This window comes from Aeromicrobium sp. YIM 150415 (assembly GCF_016918125.1).
Lineage (GTDB): Bacteria > Actinomycetota > Actinomycetes > Propionibacteriales > Nocardioidaceae > Aeromicrobium > Aeromicrobium piscarium.
The window spans coordinates 109914-133715 of record NZ_JAERWM010000011.1; the positions used below are offsets into that span (position 1 = coordinate 109914).

The following is a 23802-nucleotide window of genomic DNA, read 5'->3' on the forward strand; positions in this document are numbered from 1 at the left end:
TCATGAGGACTCGCCGCCATCGCGCTTGAGCTCGGTGCCCGACCGGTCAGGACCCGGCGGGGCTTGCCGTCGCGTCGGCGAGTGGCTGGGGCACGGGAAGGCCGAGATTCCCGCGGAGGGTCGACGCCGTGTAGTCCGTGCGGAAGATGCCGCGCCGCTGCAGCTCGGGGACGAGGTGGTCGACGATGCTCTCGAGCCCGTCAGGGAAGTAGTCGACGTTGAGGTTGAAGCCATCGGCGGCGCGCTCCCGGAACCACAGCTCGATGGTGTCGGCGACCTGCTCGGGTGTGCCGACGAAGCTGCGATGGCCGTTGGGGTTCTTGTCGAGCAGTTCGCGAACGGTGAGCCGTTCTCGGTGGGCGAGATCGAGGATGGCCTGGGCGAAGCCCTGGCTCGGTGCCGAGGCCTTCTCGAGCAGATCCCAGGGGAGGGTCTCGTCGAGGGCGAGGTCTTCGACCTGGAGGCCCAGGGTGCCGGCGAGAGCAGCGAGTTCGTTGTCGAGGCCCGAGGTCTCGTCCAGCCAGCGCTTCCGTTCGCGGGCCTCGCGCTCGGTGCCGCCGAGGACGGGAAAGAGCCCCGGGAGGATGACGATGTCCTCGGGACGACGGCCCCACGCGGCCGCTTGGTTCTTGACATCGGCGTAGAACTCTCGTCCGCCCTCGATGGTGTGGCTGACGGAGAAGACGGCCTCGGCGTAGCGGCTGGCCAGGGCGGTGCCCTGCGGTGACCCCCCGGCCTGGAGCAGGACGGGGCGTCCCTGCGGGGAGCGGGGGACGTTGAGCGCGCCACGGACCCGTACGTGGCGCCCGCTGAACTCGATGGGGTGGATACGTGTGGGGTCGGCGAACTCGCCGGTGCTCTGATCGGCGATGAGGGCGTCGGCCTCCCACGACTCCCAGAGCCCGATCACGGCCCGTACCGTCTCCTCCGCGCGTTCATAGCGGTCGTCGTGGGGGGGCAGTTCGTCGAGTCCGAACAGCCCCGCTGCGGCGGTATTGCGGGTGGCGACGACATTCCAGGCGGCCCGGCCCCCGGAGATGAAGTCCAGCGAGGCGGTGGCTCGCGCGATGTTGAAGGCGTGCTCGAAGCTCGACGACTGGGTGGCGACGAGGCCCACGTGCTCGGTGACGCGGGCGATGGCGGTCAGTGGCACGAGCGGGTCGAGCGACTGCCAGGGGCGCGACACGGAGGGCTGTCCGTAGTCGAAGCCGTCGGAGAAGAAGACGGCGTCCAGCTTGCCGCGTTCGGCCAGGCGGCCGATGGTCTCGTAGTACCCGAGGTCGAGGAATCCGAGGGGATCGGGTTGCACCCGCCAGGCGGCCGGGTGGCGCCCGGAGTTGTTGACGTTGACATTGAGGTGGAGCTGACGAGGGGGCGTGTCACTCATGGGAGGGGACTCGTTTCGTGCGCTGTGGGCGTTGGGGTGAAGGGGTGGGCGATGCTCCACGGGTCGGCCAGGTCGCCGGTGACGACCCACCGCCCGAGCGTGTACGGCTTCCAGCGCACCGCGTCGTGCAGGGTGTGGGTGCGGGCGTCGCGCCAGTAGCGGTCCAAGCCGAGGTCGGGGCGGGTGGAACTCGACCCGCCGACCTCGAAGAGTCCGTTGGTCACGCGTAATGCGGCGCGGGTGCTCGCCACCTTCGCGGCGACGACCTCGTGGAAGGCGGCGGCGGTCTCGGACAGCGTGGACGTGTCGTCGAGCGCGCTCACCTGGGCGGCGGCCGATTCGACGAGGCGCCGTGCGGTGAGCGTCGCGAGATGCAGTTCGCCGACGAGGTCGAGTCCAAGGGTGTCCTCGGTGAAGGTGGCGGCGCCGCTTCCCCGGCCGGCGTGGACGCGACGGGCGAGGTCGATGCTCTCGTCGAGCGCGCCGATGGCGATCCCGGCGTCGATGGCGGCGTGCAGCAGCTGGCCGAGGGCGCTGATGCGGTAGGTGGCGACCGGGTCGGCAGTGTGGACGATGACATCGTGTTCGGCGATCGGAACCTGGCGGTAGTACGAGCGTCCGGAGGCGGTCGTGCGTTGGCCGAGGGCGTCCCAGTCGTCGTCGATGGTGACGCCGTCGGCCGAGGCCGGCACCAGCACGGTGACGACGACGTCGTCGAGATCGCGTGCCTGTACGGCGACGTAGTCCGCGAGCAGGGCGCCGGTGCTGTAGACCTTGCTGCCGGTGAGTGACCAACCAGCGGCGGCCCGCGTCACCGAGGTGGCGGAGGCACCGGGTGGTCGTTCCCCGGGCTCGGCGGCGGCGTTGCCGAACAGCGCGCCGCGTCCGAGGACGTCGAGCCAGTGCTCGCGCTGAGCGCCGGGGGCGCTCAGGAGGAGGCGCTCGACGGTCATGAAGTGGTTCTGTGGGATCTGGCCGAGGCTGGCGTCGGCGGCGGCGAGGCGCAGCACGGCCTCGACGAGGGTGGTGGCGTCGAGGCCGTGCCCGCCGTGCTCGACGGGGACCGTCAGGCGCCAGAACCCGATCTCGCGGAGGCGGTCGATCTCCTCACGTGCGTACTGCCGGTGCCGATCGCGATGGCCGGCGGTCTCCCGGAGATCGTCCACGATCGCATCGAGTCGTGTCAGGAAGTCCGAGGAGGCCGTGAGGGTGGCCGTCATCAGCGTCCCTCTGCGGCGCTCTCGACGGCACCCTGCGCCTCGTTGTACCGGCCGTCGAAGGAGATGCTGACCTCGGGAAGGCGCTCGATGGCGCCGCCGTCGTAGAGGCTCTGGGCGACGGCCTGTTCCTCCGCGAGGAGGTCGTCGTGGAAGGTCTGGAAGGCTCCCCCGCGCACGATGTACTCGAACTCGGTGCGCTCGTCATCGAGCTTGAGCGAGCTCTTGAGGATCTCCTTGACCTCGTCGGGATGCTCGGCATGCCAGTCGAAGTAGCCGGAGAGCCGCTCGAAGAAGTCCTGGAGGGCGGCGTCCTTGGCGGGGTCGTCGAGGACATCGCTGCGGGCGGTCCAGACATTGAGCGCCGGGATGTCCGTGTCGCTGTCGCGCAGGAGGATCCTGGCGTCGCCGGAGTTCAGCGAGCTGAGGATGGCGCCCTGGGCTCCGGAGTACACGTCGACCTCTCCGTTGTTGAAGGCGGCGGCGGAGGAGGCGCCGTCGGCGAACTGCGTGGGTTCGATGTCGTCCTCGCTGAGTCCGGCCTGGACGAGCGAGATGAGGTACTGCGCGTGGTTGTAGCCGCCGAAGTTGTACGCCCAGGCGTGTCCGCGGGCCTCGGCGATGTCGTCGATCCCCGATGAGGTGCGCACCGCGGTCACGAGGGGTGAGTGCTCGTCGTCGCGGGCGCTGCGCCAGCCGGCGACGATCCGCAGGGGAGCGTTCTCCTCGGTCCATTCGGTGTCGGAACTGGCCTGTTCGATGGTGAGCGAGGTGTCGCCCATGTGGCCGAGGTCGATGGCGCCGGAGTAGAGGGCCTGCAGGTTGCTGGCCGGTCCGGAGAGGTTCGCCCACTCGATGTCGAAGTCGGCGCCGTCGAGGAGGCCGGAGGCTTCGATCAGCGCGGGGAAGGCGGTGTCCTGATAGGAGATCACCAGGGTGGTGCGCTCGTCATCGCCCTCGCCGGAGGCGCAAGCGGCGGTCGCGAGGGTCAGGAGGGCAGCGGTCAGGGCGAGGAGGGTCTTCTTCATGGCTCTTCCGGTCGGGGTCAGGAGGCGGTGGTGTGAGGGCGGGCGGAGACGTGTCCGAGGTGGTGGAGCACGAGTCGTTTGGTGGCGTTGAATGCCGCGGAGGTGGTGTCGCGGGGACGTTCGAGGTCGACGGGGATATCGGCCTGGACGTGGCCGTCGCCCAGGATCAGCACACGGTCGGCCAACACGATGGATTCCTCGACGTCGTGGGTGACGAGGAGGACGCCGGGCCGGTGGTCGTTCCAGAGCCGCAGGACGAGGTCGTGTGCCGTGCGCCGGGTGAAGGCATCCAGAGCCCCGAAGGGTTCGTCGAGGAGCAGGAGGTCGGGCGAACGGTAGAGCGCGCGGGCGAGTCCGACGCGCTGTGCCTCCCCGCCGGACAGGACCTTGGGCCAGGCGTCGGCCTTCGGCGCGAGGCCGACCTCGTCGAGGGCGGCGACCGCGCGGGCCTTGCTGGCTGTGCCGTGGCCGTCGGTGAGGACGACATTGCGCCAGACCTTCTGCGCTTGGATGAGGCGCGGCTCCTGGAACACGACGGAGGTGCGCTGCGCGATGGTCGCCTCGCCGGAGGTGGCGTCCTCGAGGCGGCCGAGGATGCGCAGCAGCGTGGTCTTGCCGGTGCCCGACGGTCCGAGGAGCGCGACGAACTCGCCTCGTTCGACGGTCAGGTCGATCGCATCGAGGATGACCTGGTCGCCGTAGCTCTTGGAGAGTCCGCGCAGGTCGACGACCTGGGGTGCTGGAGGGGTGATCAGGTCAGCTGCCATCGTGGGTGGCCCTCCAGGGCAAGAGCAGGTGTTCGATGCCCCGCATGACGGCGTCGACGAGGAGGCCGAGTGCGGCGTAGACGAGGATTCCAGCGAGGATGATGTCGGTGCGCTGGAACTGGTTGGCCGTGTTGAGGATGTAGCCGATGCCGGCGCGGGAGTTGATCTGCTCGGCGGCGACGAGGGCCAGGAGCGCTGTGCCGGCGGCGTAGCGCCAGCCCACGAGGATGCTGGGCAGCGACTGGGGCACCACGATGAGCCGGACGGTCTGCCAGCGCGACATCTCGAAGCTGCGGGCGACCTCGAGGAGTTTGCGGTCGATGCCCCGGATCCCGTGGTAGGTGTTCAGGTAGACCGGGAAGATCGACGCGCCGATGATGAGGGCGACCTTCGAGTCCTCGCCGATGCCGAACCAGACGACGAACAGCGGCACGAGCGCGATGAACGGGATGGTGCGGATCATCTGCAGGGGCGCGTCGTAGATGCGTTCGGCGGTGACCGACAGGCCGGCGATCACCCCGAGGACGAGGCCGGCGAGGCCTCCGACGAGCAGTCCGAGGCCGGCTCGCTGGAGCGAGATCGGGAGTGCGGCCTGCAGGTCCCCCGTCGACCACAGCTCCCGGTAGGCGGCGAGGATCGTCGCGGGGCTCGGGAGGATGACCGGCGAGATCCAGCCGTTGGAGCTACCGATCTGCCAGAGGACGAGGACGAGGAGGGGCGCGGCGGCACGCAGGGCCAGCTGGCGCCACCGGCTGGGGGTACGCGTGGTCCGAGCGGTGTCGTCGGTGGACGCGTAGCGCCGCGTGATGGTGGCGAGGTCGTCGCGTGCGGGTGCGATGGTGGTGCTCATCGCAGGAGCCTCGTGCGGGTGGCGATGCGGTCGAAGCCGAAGTCGGGGTCGCCCTCGGAGCTCGGGACGAGGCTGTACTCCCATTCGAAGTAGGCACGGTAGAAGGCATCGCGTTCGGGGCCGAAGGGCGGTGGCCCGGTCTGATCGACGATGTCCCCGGCATAGGCGGGACGCTCGGCGGTGAGCTCGCCGAGGTAGGCGTCGATTCCGCCGTCGAGCACGGCAGCGGGCGCTGTCAGCTCGGCGGCCGCGAAGTGCGGGAGATAGCTCGAGTCCCCGACGAGGACGAGGGGAGAGGAGGCGCCGTCGGCGATGCTCTCAAGGTGTTCGCGTCGGGCGTGGATCGAGCCGGGGACGTGAGCGCGTCGGTAGGCGCTTGACGACCGCAGATCGACGACCGTGGCGGTGCCGGTGCCGACGATCTCGGCCAGCTCGACGCCGCTGATCGTGGAGACAGCGGGCACGGAGATGTCGGAGGACTCGATCGTGAGGCCGCTGGGGGTGTAGGTATGGATGGCGAGCGGGCCGCGGTGGAGGTAGCGCAGCCACTGGACGGTGCTCGCGGCGCGCACGTGATCCTCGGTGTCGATGAGCACGACGCGCGACTGCTGCACGGCGAGGTGCTCGTCGCTGGTCTGGATGAGCTGTCCACCCTGGACGTGGTGGCTTCCGGGGAGGTGGCCGGCGGCGTACTCCTCGGGGCTGCGAATGTCGATGACATAGGTCGTGTGGGCGGTGTCGCGAAGCCAGGCGTCCACCTGGGTGGAGTCGAGGACCTCGGCCTCGGCCTCGGCGAGGGTGTCGGCGGCCCAGCGCAGCAGGTGGCGCTCGACGTGGAGGGGCGCGTCGAGGGACTTCTCGTCGCCCTGAACGATCTCCAGTCCGGCCCATTCCCAGGCGGGAGTGCCGTTCTGCAGCGAGTAGACGGGGTTGGGGATGCCGGTGTTGACGAGCGACTGCGCGCCGACGATGCCGCGCGTGCGGCCGGCGCAGTTGACGACGATGGTCGTGTCCGGGTCCGGGACGGTGTCGAGGCCGCGGTAGGCGAGCTCGGCGCCGCCGCCGGTGTCGTAGGCGCCGGGGATGTGGTGGTGGACGTACTCGGCGTGCGGACGACTGTCGAGGACGATGACATCCCGTCCCTCCTCGCGCCAGTCCTGCACGGTCTGAGGGTCGACGGTGGAGGTGCCGAAGGTCTCCTCGATCCACTCGCCGAGGGTCTTGCTGAGCACATTGGTGCCCGTGTAGAGACGCTGTCCCGCCTCGGTCCAGGAGCCGACTCCGTCCGGGAGGAGGCGGACATCGGTGTAGCCGAGATCGCCGAGGATCGCGGTGCCGCGTTCGTCGAGGTCACGGGTCGAGGCGAGGACGATCGGGGTGTGCCTCCGTGGCACCAAGCGCGCGATGCGCTGTTCGAGGTCGTGGAGCGGCACTCCGGTGCTGCGGGCGATGTGTCCGGTGGTGCGCTCCTGCGGGGTGCGCAGGTCGAGTACCGCGAGCTCGCTGTCGGTGTCGAGCAGCTCGCGCAGCTGTGCGGCGGTGATGATGCTGGACATGGGGCCTCGATCTGTTGACGACGTGAGAGCCGTGAAATTACCGAGGCGTCCAGGGGCGAAAACGGCTGCTCATCATGTGAGCGAGAACAGTGCCGGGCGGTGATTGATGTACGGCGCTCGGGTCGTCACATCTCGTCACGCGAGTGAGAACTCGTCGTCATCGGGACGAAGCATGGTGTCCATAGCCTCGTCGGGACGCGCCGCGGAGGGAGTGGCGCTCTGACGAGAGGTTCCGATGACAACTTCATCTCCAGTGCGGTCCGGGAGGGTCCGCGCTCGCGTCGCCGCGGCGGTCGCCGGGTTGGTGGCGCTTCCGCTGATCGCCGCTGTGCCGGCATCGGCGCAGTCGACTGCCGACGAGGCCTGGCACGACATGAGTGCGAGCCTCGAACATCTGTCCGCCGAGGCCGCTGAGGCGGGGGTCGACCTCAGCGCGACCGTCACGGATCTGAGCGGCGTGTTCTCGGGTGCGACCTTCCAGGTCGGCGGTCAGGAGCCGGTCAAGGCCGCGAGCATCATCAAGCTGCCGCTGTTGGCGGCGCTGATGGACGAGGCCGATCAGGGCCGGTTGAGCCTCGACGAGGTCGTCACCATCGAAGCGGGCAGCAGCAATATCGTCGGCGGATCGGGGACGCTGCGCGATCGCGAGTTCCCGCTGGACATCACCATCGCCGAGCTCATGGAGCTGATGGTGCAGGTCTCGGACAACACGGCGACCAATGTGCTGATCGACCGTGCGGGCGGGTTCGACGGGGTGAATGAGTACATCGAGGGATTGGGCTTCGAGCAGCTGTGGCTGGGTCGCAAGATGATCCATCCGGCGTCGCCGCCGTTGCAGGAGAACTGGATCACCAGCGGTGAGGTGAACGAGCTGGTGCGGATGCTCTACGAGCACGAGGTGCTGAGCCCGGAGTCGAGCGAGCACATCATCTCGTTGATGAAGGGTCAGCTGGTCGACACGAAGTTCGGTGCGGTGATTCCGCGGGAGGTGCTGGCGAACAAGACGGGTGAGTTGGCCGATGTGTCGCACGACTCGGGGTTGATCCTGGTGCCCGGCCGCGAGGTGGCGTTGACGGTGACCACCTCCTTCGATCCTGCCGTGATCGAGCGCCCGCAGGTCGATGTCTATGTGCAGCGTGCAGCGTCGATCGTGTACGACGCGACGCGCGAACCGTTGGTGCCGGAACATCAGCCGACGCCGGAGAACTGGCCGGAGCTGGCGGCGGTCGTCCAGCCGATCATCGACGAGGCGCGGGCGAACGGTATCGACATCGGTGTGGCGATCGAGGATCTGTCGGGCTACTACGAGGATCGTCAGCTCTTCCTCGGGGCGCAGGATCGGTTCACGACCGCGAGCACGATCAAGATGTCGTTGGCGGCTGCGGTGATGCACCAGGTGGAGCGCGGTCAGCTGTCTCTTGATGACGTCGTGACGATCACGGAGGACGAGCGGTATGGCGGGTCGGGGACGTTGAAGGACAACCCGTTCCCGCAGGATGTCAGCGTCGGCACTCTGCTCGAGTTGATGGTGACGGTCAGCGACAACACGGCGACGAACAAGCTGGTCGACGTGGTGGGCGGCTTCGAGGCGATCAACACGCTCACCCAGGACGCGGGTATCGCTCAGCGCGATCTGCACTTCGGCCGCAAGATGTTCGGTCCGGTGGTTCCGCCCGATGGCGACGTGTGGCTGACACCGCGGGGGATGAATCAGTTGATGGTCCTGTTCTACGACATCGCGTCGGGGGAGCAGGCGATGCCGGAGTTCCTGAGCGCGGAGTCGGCGCAGCACATCGTGGAGCTGATGCTCGCGCAGCAGGTGAAGACCAAGCTCGGGGCGACGGTGCCCGCTGAGGTGTTGGCGCACAAGACGGGGGAGAACGATGTGGTGAGCCACGATGTCGGGATGCTGCTGGTGCCGGGCCAGGAGATGACGCTCTCGGTGTTCTCTCGGGGCGCGGAGGGCTTCAGCGGGGATGTGCAGGCGACGGCCAATCCGTATCTCCAGCGGATCGGTGCGGCGGTGTACGCCTACGCGCTGGACACGGCACCGGAGGAGCCGACCCCGGAGCCGGAGCCCACGCCGCCACCTCCGGGTGAGACTCCCGACGGGGTGGATCGTGGTGAGACCGATCGCCCGGTCGCGGACGGCCGAGATCTGCCGGATCTCGGGGCTCCCGCGGACTCGATGACCCTCGTGGCGCTGGCGTTGCTGCTGACGCTCGCGGGTGGCGGGTTGCTCGTCTGGCGGAGGAGGGCCGCGCCGGCTGATCAGTAGGGGGAGCCACGACGATGCCCACCGGATCCCGCGCCGGTGGGCATCGTCATGGTTGTTCCCGCGACGCGCCGATCAGGGGCCGTGCGGGGGAATGCTGGTGGTGGGTCATGCGCTGTGATGGGTATGCGTGCTGCGTTCTATGACTCGTACGGTGACGTCGATGTGCTGCAGACCGGGGAGCTGCCGGACCCACGGGTGGGGCCGGGCGAGGCCCTCGTGGAGGTGCGCGCGGTGTCGATCAACCCGGTGGACTGGAAGGTCATGGCCGGGGGACTGGACGCGCTGATGGAGGTCCGATTCCCGGTGGTGCCGGGGTGGGATGTCGCGGGTGTCGTCCGGGCCGTCGGTCCTGATGCGCCCGAGGTGGCGGTCGGCGATCATGTGCTCGCGTATGGGCGCAAGGACTGGGTTCAGGCGGGCACGTTCGCCGAGCACGTGTCCGTGCCGGTGCGGGCGATCGCGCGGAAGCCGCGCGAGCTGACCTGGCAGCAGGCGGCGGCCCTTCCGCTCGCCGGCCAGACCGCGGCGCGGACGATCCGTGATCGTCTCGGCGTGGGTGAGGGCGATGTCGTGCTCGTGCATAACGCGGCGGGCGGTGTCGGACGCATCGGCGTGCAGCTCGCTCGGGTGCTGGGCGCCAGTACGGTCATCGGGACGGCTTCGGAGCGCCACCATGATCGCCTGCGTGAGCTCGGTGTCGTACCGGTTGTCTACGGTGACGGCCTCGCGGATCGGGTGCGGGAGATCGCGCCGGGCGGTGTCGATGCGGTGGCCGACTTCGTCGGCGGTGTCTACGACGTGACGCGGGCGGTGCTCGCCGACGATGGTCGCCACGCCTCGATCGCCGAGCACGACGTACCGGGTATCGAGGACGAGATCGTCTGGGTGCGCCCCGATGGCGGGCAGTTACAGTGGCTCGCCGACCTCGTGGCCGCGGGCCGCGTCGAGATCGACATCACCCGCGAGTTCGAGGGCCTGGAGCAGGCCGGTGACGCCTTGCGCGCGAACCAGGAAGGCCACGGCGGCGGCAAGGTCGTCCTCCACATCAGCGAGGACTGAGCTTGGTCGACACCTCCCGACATGGTGCTGTCCCGCCCTTATGCGGCCATGGCCGATTCTCGAGGCCGGGGTGCCCCGCTACGCGCATCTTGTAAAAGGTCGTCTCAGTTATATGCAAACACGAGAATAGAACCATGGCCACCTATCGTCCGCGGATCGCGGATCGCGGATCGAGAACTTGACGCGCGTCTCGGCTACATCGGTGCCGTCCTGATCGAGGGTCCGAAGGCTTGTGGGAGACCGCCCAAATTTTCGTCCCCGCGGCAGGGCAGATCGACACCCTCGTCGACCTGATCTGACCTGTCAGAAGCCGTCGAGCGTCGCGGCGTTTTAGCTGGTGGAGCCTGTCGAGCTTCTGAACGCCGTGCTAGGATCGTCGCACTGGGCTGGCCGAAGGGCCATGGTCCACCCTCTAGGCGGGGATACCCTCGCCACACATCTTCAGGCGGGTATTTACCCGCCTGAAGCTTTTTCTGGGAAGCCTGTCTTGCGAGAACTCAGCATCTTCATTGATGAGTCGGGCGATTTCGGGCCTTTCCAGAGGCACTCTCCGTTCTACGTTCTCAGTCTCGTCTTGCACGATCAGAGTGACGACATCTCAAGGCACCTCGACTCGATCCACGAGGGACTGAGAGCTCGGAAGCTTCCACAAGATCACGCCGTCCACACTGGTCCGCTGATTCGTCGGGAGCGGGAGTACCGCTGGATGGGGCTGACTGATCGGCGTTCGATCTTTCGAATGCTCGTCGATTTCGTACACAGATGTGACGTCACCTACCACTCCTGGGTGTTCAGCAAGAGGGAGCTCGACGACAGCGATCGGCTCGTCAGCGCCATGTCGCGTGAGCTTGGCGCTTGGATCCGCGCCGAGTATGAGTTTTTCGCGCGGTGGGAACGCATCGTCATCTACTACGACAACGGCCAGAAGGAGATCACGAACCTCGTCAATAGCGTTTTCAACGCCCACTTGAGCGTCGAGGTCCGCAACGTCGTGCCTTCGGACTACAGCCTGTTCCAGATGGCTGATTTGTGTTGCACTATGGCATTGCTGCGTAAGAAGATCGAGACGGTGGGGCTCTCTTCGTCAGAGCGGGACTTCTTCTCCACGCCGAAAGCGAGTGCGGAACGTGCACTGAAGAAGGGCTACTTCAAGACCCTGGACCGCAAGCGGTTCGGCGACTAGAACCCACCGCATGCGTCAGTCTTTGCCGTTGACGTCTCGGGCGCAGGCCGCGGTCACCAACTGCATGCATATGGGAACGGCCGCGATTGTGTAGGTGGAATGCAGCGTAGATCCATGGCACGAAACGAATCGGCCCGTGTGCATTCCCAGCTTTTTCAGGCAAATCAGTGGGTTGAACAGCGACGGCCGAAGATGAGCTGGTTGAGTGCTCTCACATGCTGAAGATGCGAACAGGGGAGTACAGCCCTGTCGTCGAGATTGCCGCAGTTCCACTCGTCGTTCTCGCGCCACACCACCTTGTAGGCCTTCCATACGCCGCTAGGGTTCGTCGACGCATCGATGACAATGCCGGGGAGCCGCATGCCATTCCTCAGTACAAAGCAATGCGACCCGGACGGGATCAGGCGGTGGCGTCTCGGCTTGGACTTGGCTGCGAGCCAGATCCCGGCAGTAATGCCAGTCGCAACCGAGACGCCCGCTGGCACATATGCGGCAGCCCGGTTGATTGCTTCGGCCGATGCTGCCAGGCCGCTTGCTCCGAGGGCGATGGCTAGCAGACCGGCCCAGTAAGAATCGCCAGCTAGCCAGGTTCGGACTCTTGGTTCGCAAACACTGTCGATGTTGAAAGCGATCCGAGCGGGGAGGAGCTGAAGGAACACTGCAATGCTCAGGCCGAAGCTGGCACTGGACAGAAGTGCGGCGCATAGTGGCGAGTCGACGAGCACTACGCCCACTAGTACTCCCACCGCTAGGGCGATGAGGTAAGCGCCGAGCACGCTGACGCTTCCTGTCCCTCGCCTGCGCCCGGTGATCGGCCTGGTGCGGAGGTCTGCTGGCAGGATCATTCCTCAGTCCGTGCCGTAGATGTCTCGGGTGTAGACCTTGTCGCTCACGTCAGCGAGATTGGTCGTGCGCCGGTTGGCGATGATGACGTCGGCGCGCTTCTTGAAGTCGTCGAGGTCGTTGACGACTTCGGAGTTGAAGAAGAGGTCGTCGTCGAGGGTGGGTTCGTAGACGATGACCTCGACGCCCTTGGCTTTGATGCGCTTCATGACGCCCTGGATGGATGAGGTCCGGAAGTTGTCGGAGCCGGCCTTCATGATGAGCCGATAGACGCCGACGGTGGTGGGGTTGCGACGCAGGATGTCGGTGGCGACGAAGTCCTTGCGAGTGGTGTTGGCGTCGACGATGGCCTGGATGAGGTTCTGGGGGACTTCGTCGTAGTTCGCACGCAGCTGCTTGGTGTCCTTGGGTAGGCAGTAGCCGCCGTAGCCGAAGGACGGGTTGTTGTAGTGGTTGCCGATGCGGGGGTCGAGACCGACGCCTTCGATGATCTGTTGGGTGTTGAGTCCGTGGTGGGAGGCGTAGGTGTCGAGCTCGTTGAAGTAGGCGACGCGTAGGGCCAGGTAGGTGTTGGCGAAGAGCTTGATCGCCTCGGCCTCCGTCGAGTCGGTGAGGAGAACGGGGACGTCCTCATCGAGAGCACCTTCCACGAGCAGGTCGGCGAACCGCTGTCCCACCTCGCTGCGATCGCCGACGACGATCCGCGACGGGTGGAGGTTGTCGTGGAGTGCCTTGCCTTCGCGCAGGAACTCGGGGGAGAAGATGATCGATGCGTCGGGGTGCTGTTCACGCAGTGCGGCTGTATACCCGACCGGCACGGTGGACTTGATGACGATGTGCGCGCTGGGGTTGATGCGGAGCACGTCATCGATCACGGCTTCGACTGAGCGCGTGTTGAAGTAGTTCGTCTTAGGGTCGTAGTCCGTCGGTGTGGCGACGACGACGAAATCGGCGTCGCTATAGGCCTCGGCGGGGTCGAGCGTGGCGGTGAGTTTCAGCGGAACCTCGGCCAGGTAGCGCTCAATGTCGGCGTCCTCGATGGGCGACTCGCGCCGGTTGACCTGTTCGACTTTGGCCGGGTCGATGTCCACGAGGTAGACCTCATGGTGCTGCGCCAACACGACAGCATTGGACAGTCCGACGTATCCGCTACCCGCGGCCGCGATCTTCATGAGAGCAAGGCTATTGGGTCGTTGCGGTGTGTCGTTGGCCAACTCGTCAATTTTGAGATAACTATCGAACACTGTGAACCGAGGGTGAATGGGTAACTCAGGCTCCGAACCTGGCCAGAGGGCGTCTGTGTCCCGATACACTCATCATCTAGTAGCGACCGTTGCCCGGCCGACTACGCTCGGTCCGCGCGTGGGAGGCGTGCCTGAGCCCGAAAAACGCAGAGATTGAGGAGATCCTCTTGTCCAAGGCGACCATTCTGGTCACGGGTGCGGCGGGCTTCGTGGGCGCGTTCTTGACCCAGCGGCTCCTCGAGACCACGGAGAGTGTGGTCATCGGGTTCGACAATCTCAACGATTACTACGACGTCCGCCTCAAAGAGGATCGGCTCCAGATGCTTAAGGACGCCGCAGGTGACTCGGGCCGATTCGTGTTCGTCCGTGGGGATCTCGCCGATGCCGACGCAGTCGACGCCGTCTTCCGTGAGCATCGACCATCGATCGTGGTGAACCTTGCCGCGCAGGCGGGCGTCCGGTACTCGATCGAGAACCCGCGTGCCTACATCGACTCCAATCTCATCGGTTTCTTCAACATCCTCGAGGCCTGCCGCGCGCACCCGGTCGAGCACCTCGTCTACGCCAGCTCCTCCAGCGTCTACGGGACCAACGAGAAGGTGCCGTACTCGACGTCGGACCAAGTGGACAACCCGGTGTCTCTCTACGCGGCGACGAAGAAGTCCAACGAGCTCATGGCGCACTCGTACGCCAGTCTCTACGGGATCCCGTCAACTGGCTTGCGGTTCTTCACCGTTTATGGACCGATGGGCCGTCCGGACATGGCGTACTTCAAGTTCACCGACAAGATCGTCCGAGGCGAACCCATCCAGATCTACAACATGGGCGACATGCGACGCGACTTCACGTACATCGACGACATCGTTACGGGTGTCGTGAACGTGATGGGTAAAGCACCCGACGAGAGTGCGACTGGTGTTCGCCACAAGGTCTACAACATCGGTAACAACCAACCAGAGTCGTTACTCGGGTTCGTCGAGACGCTGGAGCGAGTTCTTATCGAAGAAGGGGTCATCTCCGAGCCCACTAAACACGAGCTGCTGCCGATGCAGCCAGGCGATGTTTACCAAACTTACGCCGATGTGGACGAGCTGAAACAAGATTTTGGTTTTAGACCGTCCACTCCCCTCAGGGACGGATTGGCCAAATTTGCTCGATGGTACGCGACATCTGCCACTGCTGCGGCACCTAGGATCTAGTACAGGAGTTTGCCCATGGCTACGTACCGCAAGGCACCCGCTCGGGATACATCGACGATCAGGATCGGTGCTTTCGAGACGATCCGGATTACGAGAGAACAGCTCGCCGACCGGATGGTTGACGACTGTATATCTGCACGCGAAGCGCGGGAGAAGGGAAAAGCTAAGATTCCAAAACTAGTGTTCTCTTCCAACGGCCAGGGCATAGCTTTGGCTGGACAAAATGGGAAATTTGAGCGATTGATGGGTGCGGCTGATATCGTCCACGCCGACGGGATGCCCGTGGTGCTCGCGTCGCGACTCACGCGACACCCCATTGCGGAACGAATTGCGACGACGGACTTCTTTCACGACGCCGCCCGCGCCGCCGCCGGCGCGGGTCTGCGATTCTTCTTCTTGGGGGGGACGGAGAAGCAAAATGCGGAAGCCGTTGCGAGGGTCCGCGAGGAATATCCGACGCTGTCGATTTCGGGAAGGCAGCATGGATACTTCCTACCCGAGGAAGTTGATGAATTGCGTCAGCGCATCGTTTCGTCTGAGACTGACGTCGTCTGGGTAGCACTGGGCAAGCCGGCACAAGAGGAGTGGTGCGTGAAGATGCGTCACGAGCTTCGGGGCGTGGGATGGCTTAAGACTTGCGGTGGTCTGTACTCCTTCTTGGCTGACGAGGCACCGAGGGCTCCGCGGTGGATGCAGGCCGCGGGTCTTGAATGGTTACATCGGGTAGTCAACGATCCAAGGCGACTATTATGGCGCTATGCTACGACTAATCCCTATGCAGCATACAGAATTCTTCGCCACACCGACTGGTCGAGACGGAGTCCGCGGGCATAGCGTCTCGTGGAGCTGAAGATCGCACGACAGGTAACCGTCAGCGCGAGGCTTGCGTCGCTGGACAAAGAGGGGTCACACGTTGCTTGAGAGACCTGTAGCCGGTAAGCGTGGTGGTAGGTGCCAAGAGCCAAGCCGACCTCATCCCTCGGGCGTGCGGATCGCGTTCTTCTGCGTATACGTCGCTTTTACCCTTGGCGCGAACGCCGTCTTGCTCATACCCAATGTGCCCGCCGGGGTCGGGCGCGACAACACGTTGTTCGTACTGAGCTGGATTGCAATGCACGGACTCTCGGGCTTAGTGGTTCTGACTTCGAAGTCGGTATCCAAAGAGGGAATTCTCCGGTGTTTGATTTTAGGCGGAGCCTTTACGATCTCCTCGCTGTGGTCGGTTGCGCCTGAGGCGTCCCTCCAGTACGGGATGATGTTGCTCGGAAACACTGTGGTTGCCTATGTGATGGTGGCTGAGCTGGGAACCGCGAGAACGTTGAGCTTGGTTGCCCGTCTCGTCACGTTCCTCTGCGGCGTCGGTATAGTCCTCTACTGCTTTCGTTTTGAGCCTGTCATGTATCTCGACAATCATGAACGACCGAATATCTTCGGTATGCAGCCGCTCCGCGGTTTGTATCCGCACAAGATAATGGCGTCCCTCTACGCTGCAGTTGCCTTCGCCATCTCTATCTCTATGGTAAAGGGTTCGTCTAGGTTTTTTCAGTGCCTCATTCTGGTGACATTCGTGTTGCTAACGGGTTCCTCGACGGGGCTTATTCTACTCGGTGTGGCGATGGTGGGCGTCGCAATAGGAAAAGTCTCCCGCCGTCTAGGCTTGGGTGTTCACCAACTTGGCACGCTAATCGTTGTCGGCTTGGCCCTTCTTGTGCCTCTCGCGGTGAGCATGCTTGCGGCCGTGGCTACGGCTCTCGACCGCGACCCAACGTTGACGGGGCGGCTGCCATTGTGGGAGTGGGGTTTCAGGGCGTGGCTTGAACGGCCAGTCCTGGGGTGGGGCTTCAACGCATACTTTAACTCTGAGTACGGCGAAATTATTAGCGGACAGATTGACAGGTTTCAAAACTACGCTGTACCACACTTTCATAATAGTCTGATTCAGACCAGTGTTGACCTAGGAATCTGGGGCGCCGCTGTCTTGGTCTTTGTAGTCGTGAGTGTGCAGTTCGGCGGATACATGCGTTTTTACAACTCGGAGGATCCGGTTGGCCTCGCTGTGTTCTCATTGACGACGGTACTTATTGCCGCGTCGACGTCTATGTTCATCTTCTTCAACTACAACCATTTCGGTACTTTTGTTCTTCTATTGACATACTTCGGCTTGTTGATAGACAGAGGAAAGCTGGAATTGCCTCGTGCACGGTCTAGGGCGCGGCCGCGTGTCGGCGACACTGAGCAGCCGGAGGCCAAGGCGTAGGCGTCGACCACATTTCGCGAACTGGCCCGGGCGCTCGTTGATCTGACACTTTTCAGTGGGGCGGGCGTATGTGATTTTGGGGCGTCGGGCATGCGTCGACTGTGGGGCGCACGACTCGGGGCTCGCATTGTTTTAGTCCGGTCGTGTTCTCAAGCGATCGGACGAGGCGCAGGGCGAGCACGAGAGGTGATCGGCCAAGATCTTCTTGGATTTATCGCATAGTAGCAGGACGTACAGGCCGCTATCGTGGTAGCGAGCGGGCGACCTTAATGAGAAGGTTTGGGTCGAAGCCGATGTGGCTGAGTAGCGCGGCCACTCTCAAGTAAGCACGATACTTCAAGGGGTAACCGACGCCACGAGCGACTGCCATTCGTGACATTTCGATGGCGTCGCGTCTGCGTTTCATTAAGTAGAGCTTGACGTTTCGGCGCGCGAGGTCGCGAGCTATGGCACCGCTGCGGGCGGGAAGCGCTTCGGGGATGCCGTCAGATTGGACGTTCGCGAGAATTGTCTGGCGCTGCTCTTCCGAGCAGCGCGATAATTCTAGAGCCAGATGTTTGAACTCGATTTGTTCGAATGCTTTTCGTGGATGAAAGCTTACCCCATCCAGCTGAGCGGTGCGCATGTATAACACTTCGGGAATGAATATGGCGTGGCTTTTTTTCAGCAGCCGAAAGAACACATCCCAGTCTGCGCACCACTTAAACGTCGGTTCGAACGCGCCTATTTCTTTCAGGCGGTCTGAGCGATACATTACGGAACCATGAGTAAACGGGCACGTCGTCTCAATATCTTGCCGCGTAATGATGGTGCTCGAAAAGCTGCTGTCGAAGAACGTTGTGCCTTGAATGGGATCGGTCGTAGTACTGCCCGTGGCGCAGAAGGCGGCTTCAGGGTCACCCTCAAGTGCGCGCACTTGCTTCAATATCCGATCCGGGTGACAAATATCGCCGGAGCCTACAATGGCGATGTACTCGGAATCAATCTTTGCAATGGCTTCGTTGAAACCCCGTGTTAGACCGAGATTTTCGGAATGCTGATAGACCGTGAAGCGAGGATCGCCTATTTCGCGTGCTACCCGATCGAGTTCTCTCCAGGTTTCATCGGGGGAGTTGTCGTCCCATATGATTGCGTTGAAATTATCGTAGCTTTGATCCCGGATGGATTCCAATGTCGGTGCGACGGCATGCGCTCGACGGTAATAGGCAGAAATAATGGTTACTAAAGGCTTACTACTTCTAAGCGGTGATCCTGTGGTCATAGGATATCCTTTCGGTTGCCTGAAGTCGTAGTGAGTGTCCGGGCCACTTGCAGAGGCGGAGTCGAGCATTCGATGGGCCAAGTGACGAGCGGGAGCGCGATCCGGATTTGATCATCGTTTCCCTCGAATCCCGGGTAGGATCATGGTCCACAGGGGAACGCCATGTGTCACTCGGCATAGCAGAACGTATCCAAGGAACATAGTGTACTGGCCGGCGACGACGGCCATAGCACCTCCGGATACACCCAAATCGGGGACGAGAATGAGGGCCAAGGCGACGTTCACGGTGAGTCCTAGAGCAATTACGGGTGTTCCGAAGTATGGTCTGCCAGCTCCTGCAAACGTTGGGTAAATGATCTTGTTTGCGGCTGCGGGACCTAATCCGAGCGCCAGGATTTGAAGGGCTGGGGCGGCCTCTTGATATCCGGCGCCCAGTGCGATGTTAACCACCAGAGGTGCCGTGATGACCAGCCCGACAGCGAGGGCTATGAACAGCCAGAACATCCATCCTGCAATGCGGGCATTGCGGAGTATCGCTGTTTGGCTGTCCTCTTTGCGGGCGATATCAGAGAACAGCACCATCCCCACCGCCGTCGCGATCTCGAGGAAGATCTCGTTGACTCTGACGGCTGCAAAGAATTGTCCTGCTTCAGCGGAACTGAAGTGGTGTTCGATGACGAACATGGCGAGGCGACTGCCTAGCGTGATTAGGAAGAGGTTGAATGCGAAGATCAAGCCGTAACCCAGCATCGGGCCGAACAGATCGAGCCGGATCCCAAGTTTGCCCGCCCCGCGGAGGGCGAGCCAGATGGCAAACGGGACGGTGAGGGCGAATCCGCCCACCTGAGCCCACAGCGCCGAGGAGAGGTTGACGCTTCCCGCCCAGGCGAGGATGACCACGAGGCACAGGAGAATGACCCGCGGTAGCGACTCGCTGAGCGTGAACGACTTGATGTTGCCGCGACCCAGATACGTGCCCTGGATCAGCATCAAGAACATCGTTCCCGCGACGCCCACTGCGATAAGCGCACTCGCTTCGGCCCATGACAGCGACGGTATGCGGTCTGCATAGAGCAGTACCAAGGCACCGGCGCCAAGGACTGTGAACAGCGGCCAGAGGAGCAGTGCGGTTCCGTTGGCCTCGCCGGGCGTCATCCTCCCCTGTCCTACTTGGTAGGCGAACGACTGCCGGAAACCGAGACTCCCCAACGTGGCGGACAGGACGAAGGCCGTGGTGAGAATCCCGAACCAACCGAACTCGTCCGGGCCGAGGAAGCGAGCTAGAAGAACGAAAGTGACGAGCTGCGCGACTCGGATCACGCCGCGGCCCGAGATCACCGTCAGCACCTGCCGAGGTAGATTGCTCACGCTCTACGCACCATCCGGCACACTGACCGAGCCCCATCGGGACAGTGCCTGCTCATGTGCCGGCCGGACCTGGCCGTCGGAGGTGACGAAGCGCGCCTCGCAGTCCATCAGGTAGCCGGTGCGTTGTTCGACCACGGTCCGCATCAGGGAGATCAGCCAGAGCACGTCATCGGAGGTGGCACCTCCGGTGTTCACGATGAAGTTGGCGTGGAGCGGGGAGATGAGTGCACCGCCTCGACGGGTCCCCTTCAGCCCAGCCGATTCAATCGCCCGGCCAGGAGGACCGACCTGTTCGTACATGCGAGGATCCGAGAGGAATGTCGAACCACAGTTGGGCATGTTCGAAGGGAACTTGCCCATCCGGTCCATCATGACCCGACGCATCTCGGACTTGATGCTCTCGCGATCACCCTGCTCAAGGTTGAGTGTTGTCTCGACGATGACGGCGTCGCTTCCCTGCAAAGCTGATGCCCGATACCCGAACCCGCACGCCGCTCGATCGAGGATCTCGAACGAGCCATCCGGTAGAACGGTCGTCACGGACTCCACGTTGAGACCGATGCCTTTGCGCTGGCTCCCCCCGTTCATCAGTACGAGCCCACCAAGCGTCCCGGGAATGCCGATCGTATGCTCGATGCCGGAGAGGCTCGCCGCGCCGGCCGCTCGGCTGAGTTCGGGCACGGAGGCACCGGCCTCTGACCACATACGGGTTCCATCGATCGTGAACTTGGACATCCGGCGACCGATTCTCAGCAGCACGCCCCCAAAGCCGGCACTGTCGAAGAGAATGTTCGACGTGTCGCCTATGACGCGGACTGGCAAAGAGGAATCCCGGAGGACACGCAAGGCTCGCGCGACGTCGTCTGCCGAGCCCGGGTCGACGATGGCGCTTGCCGGACCTCCGATCCGCCACCGAGAGATTCTCGAGAGCGGCACATCGAAGCGAACGGCATCGCCGAGGGCCGATCTCAGTTCGCTTCTGAGCGCCGGAGTCAGTGTTCCGGCTGACAGGTCGGAGCTAAGCATTAAGCATCGCGATCGGGGAAGTCGCCCTCATGCACGTCGATCGAGGCACCCAGCTGACGAAGCTTCCCCTCGAGGTCGTTGTATCCGCGGAGCGCCATGTGGACATTCTGGATGACGGACTCGCCGTCGGCGCAGAGAGCGGCAATGACAACCGCCATCGAACCGCGAAGATCAGTCGAGTTGGCGATCCCGGGGGACATCCTCGCTGGTCCGTGAATAGTGATTTTGCCCGACTCCGCGGAGAGGTGATCGCCGTCCACGAGTTTCGCCAGTTCGCGGACGAAAGCGATTCTGTCTGGGTATCGGTAGTCGTACACCCGGGACGTTCCTGCGCCGACCAAGCCGAGGAGAACGTAGAACGCCTGCATGTCAGAGATGACACCCGGGTGGGCACCACACGCGAGCTCGAACGGCTGCACCTGTCCTGAGGTCAGGCATTCGGGTGTGACGTGTACTGCCGTCGAGTTGCGGAAGAGATCGATCCCCGCCTGTTCGATATGGAGCAGTGGGACCTTCATCGAATCGAAGGGAACTCCTTCGATCGTCAGATCACTCTGTTTCAGAGTCGCTAGGACGATCCACGTCAGCGCCTCGATCCGGTCGGGCATGACGTCCATGTGCGCACCGGCGAGGGTCGCGCCACGCCCCTCCACGACGATATGGCTCGTGCCGTAGACCGAGATGTCGGCTCCCATCCGGCGCAGCATCTCGATGAGGTCATGAACCTCGGGAGTGATGTAAGCGTTGTAGACCTCGGTGCGTCCCTTCGCGATGCTGGCGCACAGCAACGCGTTCTCGGTGCCACCTACCGTGGTGATCGGGAAACTGATGGTGCCCCCGGTGAAGCCACCTGGTGCCGTGACCTCAATGTGATCGAAACGTTCGACAACTGTCGCGCCGAGGTCCCGCCAGACCATGAGGTGGAGATCGTAGCCGCGGCCACCGGCGGGTCCGCCGCCGATCGCGCAACCCCCGGGGTACGGGATTCGCGCGCTACCGGAGCGGGCGACCTGGGCGGCAGCCAGAAGATAAGTAGTTCGGATCGGTACGTCGAACTCGTCACGGGTGAGTTCTTGGGACGCCACCTGCGAGGCATCGACCGACAAGGTCTGTGCCTCATGATCAACCTCGAAGTCGGCGCCGGTGCGACGACTGAAGGCGATCTTGTGGCCGACGTCAACGAGGTGCGTGGGAAAGTTTGAGAGCTCAACGCGTTCGTCCGACAACAGCGCGGCGGCGAGCAATCGTGTGGCCGAGTTCTTGGCTCCGCTCACGCGAACTCTGCCGGACAGGCTTGCGCGGCCGTCGATCAGTGCATACACCTGGACTCCTCGAAAATTGAGTGCTTGTGGACGTGAGTAGCCCACGTGGAGCGTGGCACTCCATCGACGGAGGGGTTGCTGGAGCACGGCGGTGCCGTCATTGACCTCTCCCACGATCACCCGAGACTACGGCCACCGATCCCCGGCGACTGTTACATGGTAGGGCCATCAAACGATGTCTTGGTGTCAGTTCACGCGATCTCTATATCGGAACATGAGATTCGTCACCTAAGTCTCACTGTTCCCGACACGAGCGTCACCGAGTCCGAGGTGTTTCAGGGCAGTTTCCTTGGAGCTACGCGCGGTTGCTCGGTGTGTGCTTGGGGTCGTGGAGGGCTGCTTTCGTGTGACGAGAGTGTAGGTGAGGAAGTTTGGGATTCGGGTCGGCGTGAGCCCGCTGCTACGGCACACTGATAGGCGGTGGGGAGAGAGGACGGTGCCGTGACAGAGGTGCCACAACAGCGAACGCATCCCAGCGGCGCTGCGCCGCCGGGGGAATTGCCGGTCGGTCGGTCGAAGAATTGGGTGGACGCATATGCCCGATCCGTGATGATCGGTGACGGTTTCGTCGTCTACGCGGCGGCGGTGATCGCGTTGATGATCCGCTTCGGTCTTGTCACGGAGGGCTTCGGCGACGCCGCGACGATGTACGTGGCGATCACGATCCTGCTCACCATCGGGTGGGTGCTCGCTCTACACTTCGCCGGCACGTACGACAAGCGACTTCTCGGTGATGGTGCCGACGAGTACGCCAAGGTCTTCAACGTCAGCCTGTTCCTCTTCGGCATGGTCGCGATCGTCTCCTACCTGCTGCAGTTTCAGACCTCTCGTGGATATCTCGGGATCGCCTTGCCCATCGGCCTCGTCGGGTTGATGCTCAATCGCAAGCTCTGGCGCAACCGACTGCAGAAGCAACGGGCCAAGGGCAAGGCCTCACACCAGGTCATGATCGTCGGAGGCGTCGAGACCGCCAGCGACATCGCGGCCTGGATGGGTCGCCACGCCTCCGCTGGCTACCGGGTAAGCGGCGTGTGGGTTCCCGACTCTGAGACCGGCCCCCGACAGTGGCTTAACGTGCCCGACCAGTTCATCCCTGTCTTCGGCTCGACCCACGATCTCCGGGATGCGCTCTATCTCACCGAGGCCGACACGGTCATCGTGAGCGACACCGAACACCTCGGGCACCGGGGGTTGCGGGAGCTCTCCTGGGATCTTCACGACCTCGACATCGACCTGATGGTCTCGCCCAACGTCATGGACGTCGCCGGACCACGGGTCCACGTCCGCGCCGTTGCCAACATGCCCCTCGTGCATGTGGAGGAGCCGCAGTTCAAAGCGGCCGCCACTATCACCAAGAAGATCTTCGACCGCGCTTTCGCCACCGCCGCGTTGTTCGCCGTCTCGCCGCTCATGATCGCCATCGCCATCGCGGTGAAGCTCGACTCCAAGGGCCCCGTCCTCTACAGGTCCGAACGCATCGGCAAGGACGGCGAAGCATTCTCCATGCTCAAATTCCGCAGCATGCGTCAGGACGCAGAGCGGGAAGTGCAAGCACTGCGCGACGCTCACGACGTCAAGAACGTGCTCTTCAAGATGGAGGACGACCCGCGCGTCACCCGCGTCGGCAAGTTTCTGCGCAGGTACAGCCTCGACGAGCTGCCGCAGTTCATCAACGTGCTTCGCGGCGATATGAGCATCGTCGGTCCGCGACCTCCGTTGCGGACCGAGGTCGACGCCTACGATGATTTCGCCGCCAAACGCCTCCTGGTCAAGCAAGGCATCACCGGGCTCTGGCAGGTCAGCGGACGTTCCGACCTCGACTGGGACGAGACCGTGCGCCTCGACCTGGACTACGTCGAGAACTGGTCCATGATGCGCGACCTGCAGATCATCTGGCGCACGATCCGGGCCGTCGTCGCCAAGGAAGGCGCCTACTGAGGCTTCACCGTGAGCGCGT

At 63.7% G+C, this 23802-nt stretch carries 19 protein-coding genes; 7 read left to right on the top strand and 12 right to left on the bottom strand.

Annotated features, from left to right (window positions below; all coding sequences use genetic code 11):
• Positions 1-46: 46 nt before the first annotated feature.
• From JL108_RS08105 to JL108_RS08130, 6 genes are read right to left on the bottom strand one after another with little or no spacing between them, the layout of a single operon-like run.
• Complete coding sequence (locus JL108_RS08105; protein WP_205197811.1) at positions 47-1387, bottom strand: LLM class flavin-dependent oxidoreductase; 1341 nt, start codon at positions 1385-1387, stop codon at positions 47-49.
• Entirely contained in the window at positions 1384-2607 is a 1224-nt protein-coding gene (locus JL108_RS08110) for an acyl-CoA dehydrogenase family protein (RefSeq protein WP_205197812.1), read from the bottom strand. The genes JL108_RS08105 and JL108_RS08110 overlap by 4 nt, the downstream gene beginning before the upstream one ends.
• On the bottom strand, positions 2607-3632 hold the full coding sequence (locus JL108_RS08115; protein WP_205197813.1) for an ABC transporter substrate-binding protein: 1026 nt from the start codon (positions 3630-3632) through the stop codon (positions 2607-2609). The genes JL108_RS08110 and JL108_RS08115 overlap by 1 nt, the downstream gene beginning before the upstream one ends.
• A 17-nt stretch (positions 3633-3649) precedes the next feature.
• Positions 3650-4399: an ABC transporter ATP-binding protein gene (locus JL108_RS08120; RefSeq protein WP_205197814.1), complete on the bottom strand. Its 750-nt coding sequence runs from the start codon at positions 4397-4399 to the stop codon at positions 3650-3652.
• Positions 4389-5249: an ABC transporter permease gene (locus JL108_RS08125; RefSeq protein ID WP_205197815.1), complete on the bottom strand. Its 861-nt coding sequence runs from the start codon at positions 5247-5249 to the stop codon at positions 4389-4391. Before JL108_RS08125 ends, JL108_RS08120 begins: the two co-directional genes overlap by 11 nt.
• Positions 5246-6805, bottom strand: a complete 1560-nt coding sequence (locus tag JL108_RS08130; RefSeq protein ID WP_205197816.1) for a rhodanese-like domain-containing protein — start codon at positions 6803-6805, stop codon at positions 5246-5248. The genes JL108_RS08125 and JL108_RS08130 overlap by 4 nt, the downstream gene beginning before the upstream one ends.
• A gap of 235 nt (positions 6806-7040) precedes the next feature.
• Between JL108_RS08130 and JL108_RS08135 the strand changes: the two genes are divergently transcribed.
• The 3 genes from JL108_RS08135 (at position 7041) to JL108_RS08145 (ending at position 11325) form a co-directional block, all read left to right on the top strand.
• Positions 7041-9083 (top strand): serine hydrolase, encoded by a 2043-nt coding sequence (locus JL108_RS08135; protein WP_205197817.1) that lies wholly within the window; start codon positions 7041-7043, stop codon positions 9081-9083.
• Positions 9084-9206: 123 nt separating this feature from the next.
• Entirely contained in the window at positions 9207-10142 is a 936-nt protein-coding gene (locus tag JL108_RS08140) for an NADP-dependent oxidoreductase (RefSeq protein ID WP_205197818.1), read from the top strand.
• Between the two features lie 400 nt (positions 10143-10542).
• Complete coding sequence (locus JL108_RS08145) at positions 10543-11325, top strand: DUF3800 domain-containing protein (protein WP_240190827.1); 783 nt, start codon at positions 10543-10545, stop codon at positions 11323-11325.
• 164 nt (positions 11326-11489) lie between these two features.
• On the opposite strand, the gene JL108_RS08150 is transcribed toward JL108_RS08145, so the two are convergent.
• A complete protein-coding gene (locus JL108_RS08150; RefSeq protein WP_205197820.1) occupies positions 11490-12101 on the bottom strand; it encodes a hypothetical protein in 612 nt (203 codons plus the stop codon).
• A 72-nt stretch (positions 12102-12173) separates the two neighbouring features.
• On the bottom strand, positions 12174-13340 hold the full coding sequence (locus JL108_RS08155; protein WP_205197821.1) for a nucleotide sugar dehydrogenase: 1167 nt from the start codon (positions 13338-13340) through the stop codon (positions 12174-12176).
• 239 nt (positions 13341-13579) lie between these two features.
• Here JL108_RS08155 and JL108_RS08160 point away from each other — a divergent pair, with 239 nt between their 5' ends.
• From JL108_RS08160 to JL108_RS20440, 3 genes are all read left to right on the top strand, one after another.
• Entirely contained in the window at positions 13580-14611 is a 1032-nt protein-coding gene (locus tag JL108_RS08160) for an NAD-dependent epimerase/dehydratase family protein (protein ID WP_205197822.1), read from the top strand.
• Between the two features lie 15 nt (positions 14612-14626).
• The gene (locus JL108_RS08165) at positions 14627-15445 is read left to right on the top strand and encodes a WecB/TagA/CpsF family glycosyltransferase (protein WP_205197823.1); all 819 of its coding nucleotides are present in this window, start codon (positions 14627-14629) and stop codon (positions 15443-15445) included.
• A gap of 151 nt (positions 15446-15596) precedes the next feature.
• The gene (locus tag JL108_RS20440; protein ID WP_205197824.1) at positions 15597-16868 is read left to right on the top strand and encodes an O-antigen ligase; all 1272 of its coding nucleotides are present in this window, start codon (positions 15597-15599) and stop codon (positions 16866-16868) included.
• 241 nt (positions 16869-17109) lie between these two features.
• On the opposite strand, the gene JL108_RS08175 is transcribed toward JL108_RS20440, so the two are convergent.
• The 4 genes from JL108_RS08175 to JL108_RS08190 all read right to left on the bottom strand — a co-directional run bounded on the left by JL108_RS08175 (position 17110) and on the right by JL108_RS08190 (position 21890).
• Entirely contained in the window at positions 17110-18129 is a 1020-nt protein-coding gene (locus JL108_RS08175) for a glycosyltransferase (RefSeq protein WP_205197825.1), read from the bottom strand.
• Positions 18130-18240: 111 nt separating this feature from the next.
• Positions 18241-19497, bottom strand: coding sequence for an oligosaccharide flippase family protein (locus JL108_RS08180; protein ID WP_205197826.1), 1257 nt, complete (start codon positions 19495-19497; stop codon positions 18241-18243).
• Positions 19498-19500: 3 nt separating this feature from the next.
• The gene (gene murB, locus JL108_RS08185) at positions 19501-20523 is read right to left on the bottom strand and encodes a UDP-N-acetylmuramate dehydrogenase (RefSeq protein WP_205197827.1); all 1023 of its coding nucleotides are present in this window, start codon (positions 20521-20523) and stop codon (positions 19501-19503) included.
• Complete coding sequence (locus tag JL108_RS08190; RefSeq protein ID WP_205197828.1) at positions 20523-21890, bottom strand: UDP-N-acetylglucosamine 1-carboxyvinyltransferase; 1368 nt, start codon at positions 21888-21890, stop codon at positions 20523-20525. The genes murB and JL108_RS08190 overlap by 1 nt, the downstream gene beginning before the upstream one ends.
• Positions 21891-22394: 504 nt before the next feature.
• Here JL108_RS08190 and JL108_RS08195 point away from each other — a divergent pair.
• On the top strand, positions 22395-23783 hold the full coding sequence (locus tag JL108_RS08195) for a sugar transferase (RefSeq protein ID WP_240190831.1): 1389 nt from the start codon (positions 22395-22397) through the stop codon (positions 23781-23783).
• Positions 23784-23802: the final 19 nt, after the last annotated feature.

Bases quoted from the DNA above. Each gene is read 5' to 3' on its own strand.
- JL108_RS08155 (WP_205197821.1), bottom strand. From the start codon at position 13,340: ATGAAGATCGCGGCCGCGGGTAGCGGATACGTCGGACTGTCCAATGCT.
- JL108_RS08125 (WP_205197815.1), bottom strand. From the start codon at position 5,249: ATGAGCACCACCATCGCACCCGCACGCGACGACCTCGCCACCATCACG.
- JL108_RS08110 (WP_205197812.1), bottom strand. From the start codon at position 2,607: ATGACGGCCACCCTCACGGCCTCCTCGGACTTCCTGACACGACTCGAT.
- JL108_RS08145 (WP_240190827.1), top strand. From the start codon at position 10,543: ATGGTCCACCCTCTAGGCGGGGATACCCTCGCCACACATCTTCAGGCG.
- JL108_RS08165 (WP_205197823.1), top strand. From the start codon at position 14,627: ATGGCTACGTACCGCAAGGCACCCGCTCGGGATACATCGACGATCAGG.
- JL108_RS08140 (WP_205197818.1), top strand. From the start codon at position 9,207: ATGCGTGCTGCGTTCTATGACTCGTACGGTGACGTCGATGTGCTGCAG.
- JL108_RS08115 (WP_205197813.1), bottom strand. From the start codon at position 3,632: ATGAAGAAGACCCTCCTCGCCCTGACCGCTGCCCTCCTGACCCTCGCG.
- JL108_RS08105 (WP_205197811.1), bottom strand. From the start codon at position 1,387: ATGAGTGACACGCCCCCTCGTCAGCTCCACCTCAATGTCAACGTCAAC.
- JL108_RS08135 (WP_205197817.1), top strand. From the start codon at position 7,041: ATGACAACTTCATCTCCAGTGCGGTCCGGGAGGGTCCGCGCTCGCGTC.
- murB (WP_205197827.1), bottom strand. From the start codon at position 20,523: ATGCTTAGCTCCGACCTGTCAGCCGGAACACTGACTCCGGCGCTCAGA.
- JL108_RS08120 (WP_205197814.1), bottom strand. From the start codon at position 4,399: ATGGCAGCTGACCTGATCACCCCTCCAGCACCCCAGGTCGTCGACCTG.
- JL108_RS08175 (WP_205197825.1), bottom strand. From the start codon at position 18,129: ATGACCACAGGATCACCGCTTAGAAGTAGTAAGCCTTTAGTAACCATT.
- JL108_RS08195 (WP_240190831.1), top strand. From the start codon at position 22,395: ATGATCGGTGACGGTTTCGTCGTCTACGCGGCGGCGGTGATCGCGTTG.
- JL108_RS08130 (WP_205197816.1), bottom strand. From the start codon at position 6,805: ATGTCCAGCATCATCACCGCCGCACAGCTGCGCGAGCTGCTCGACACC.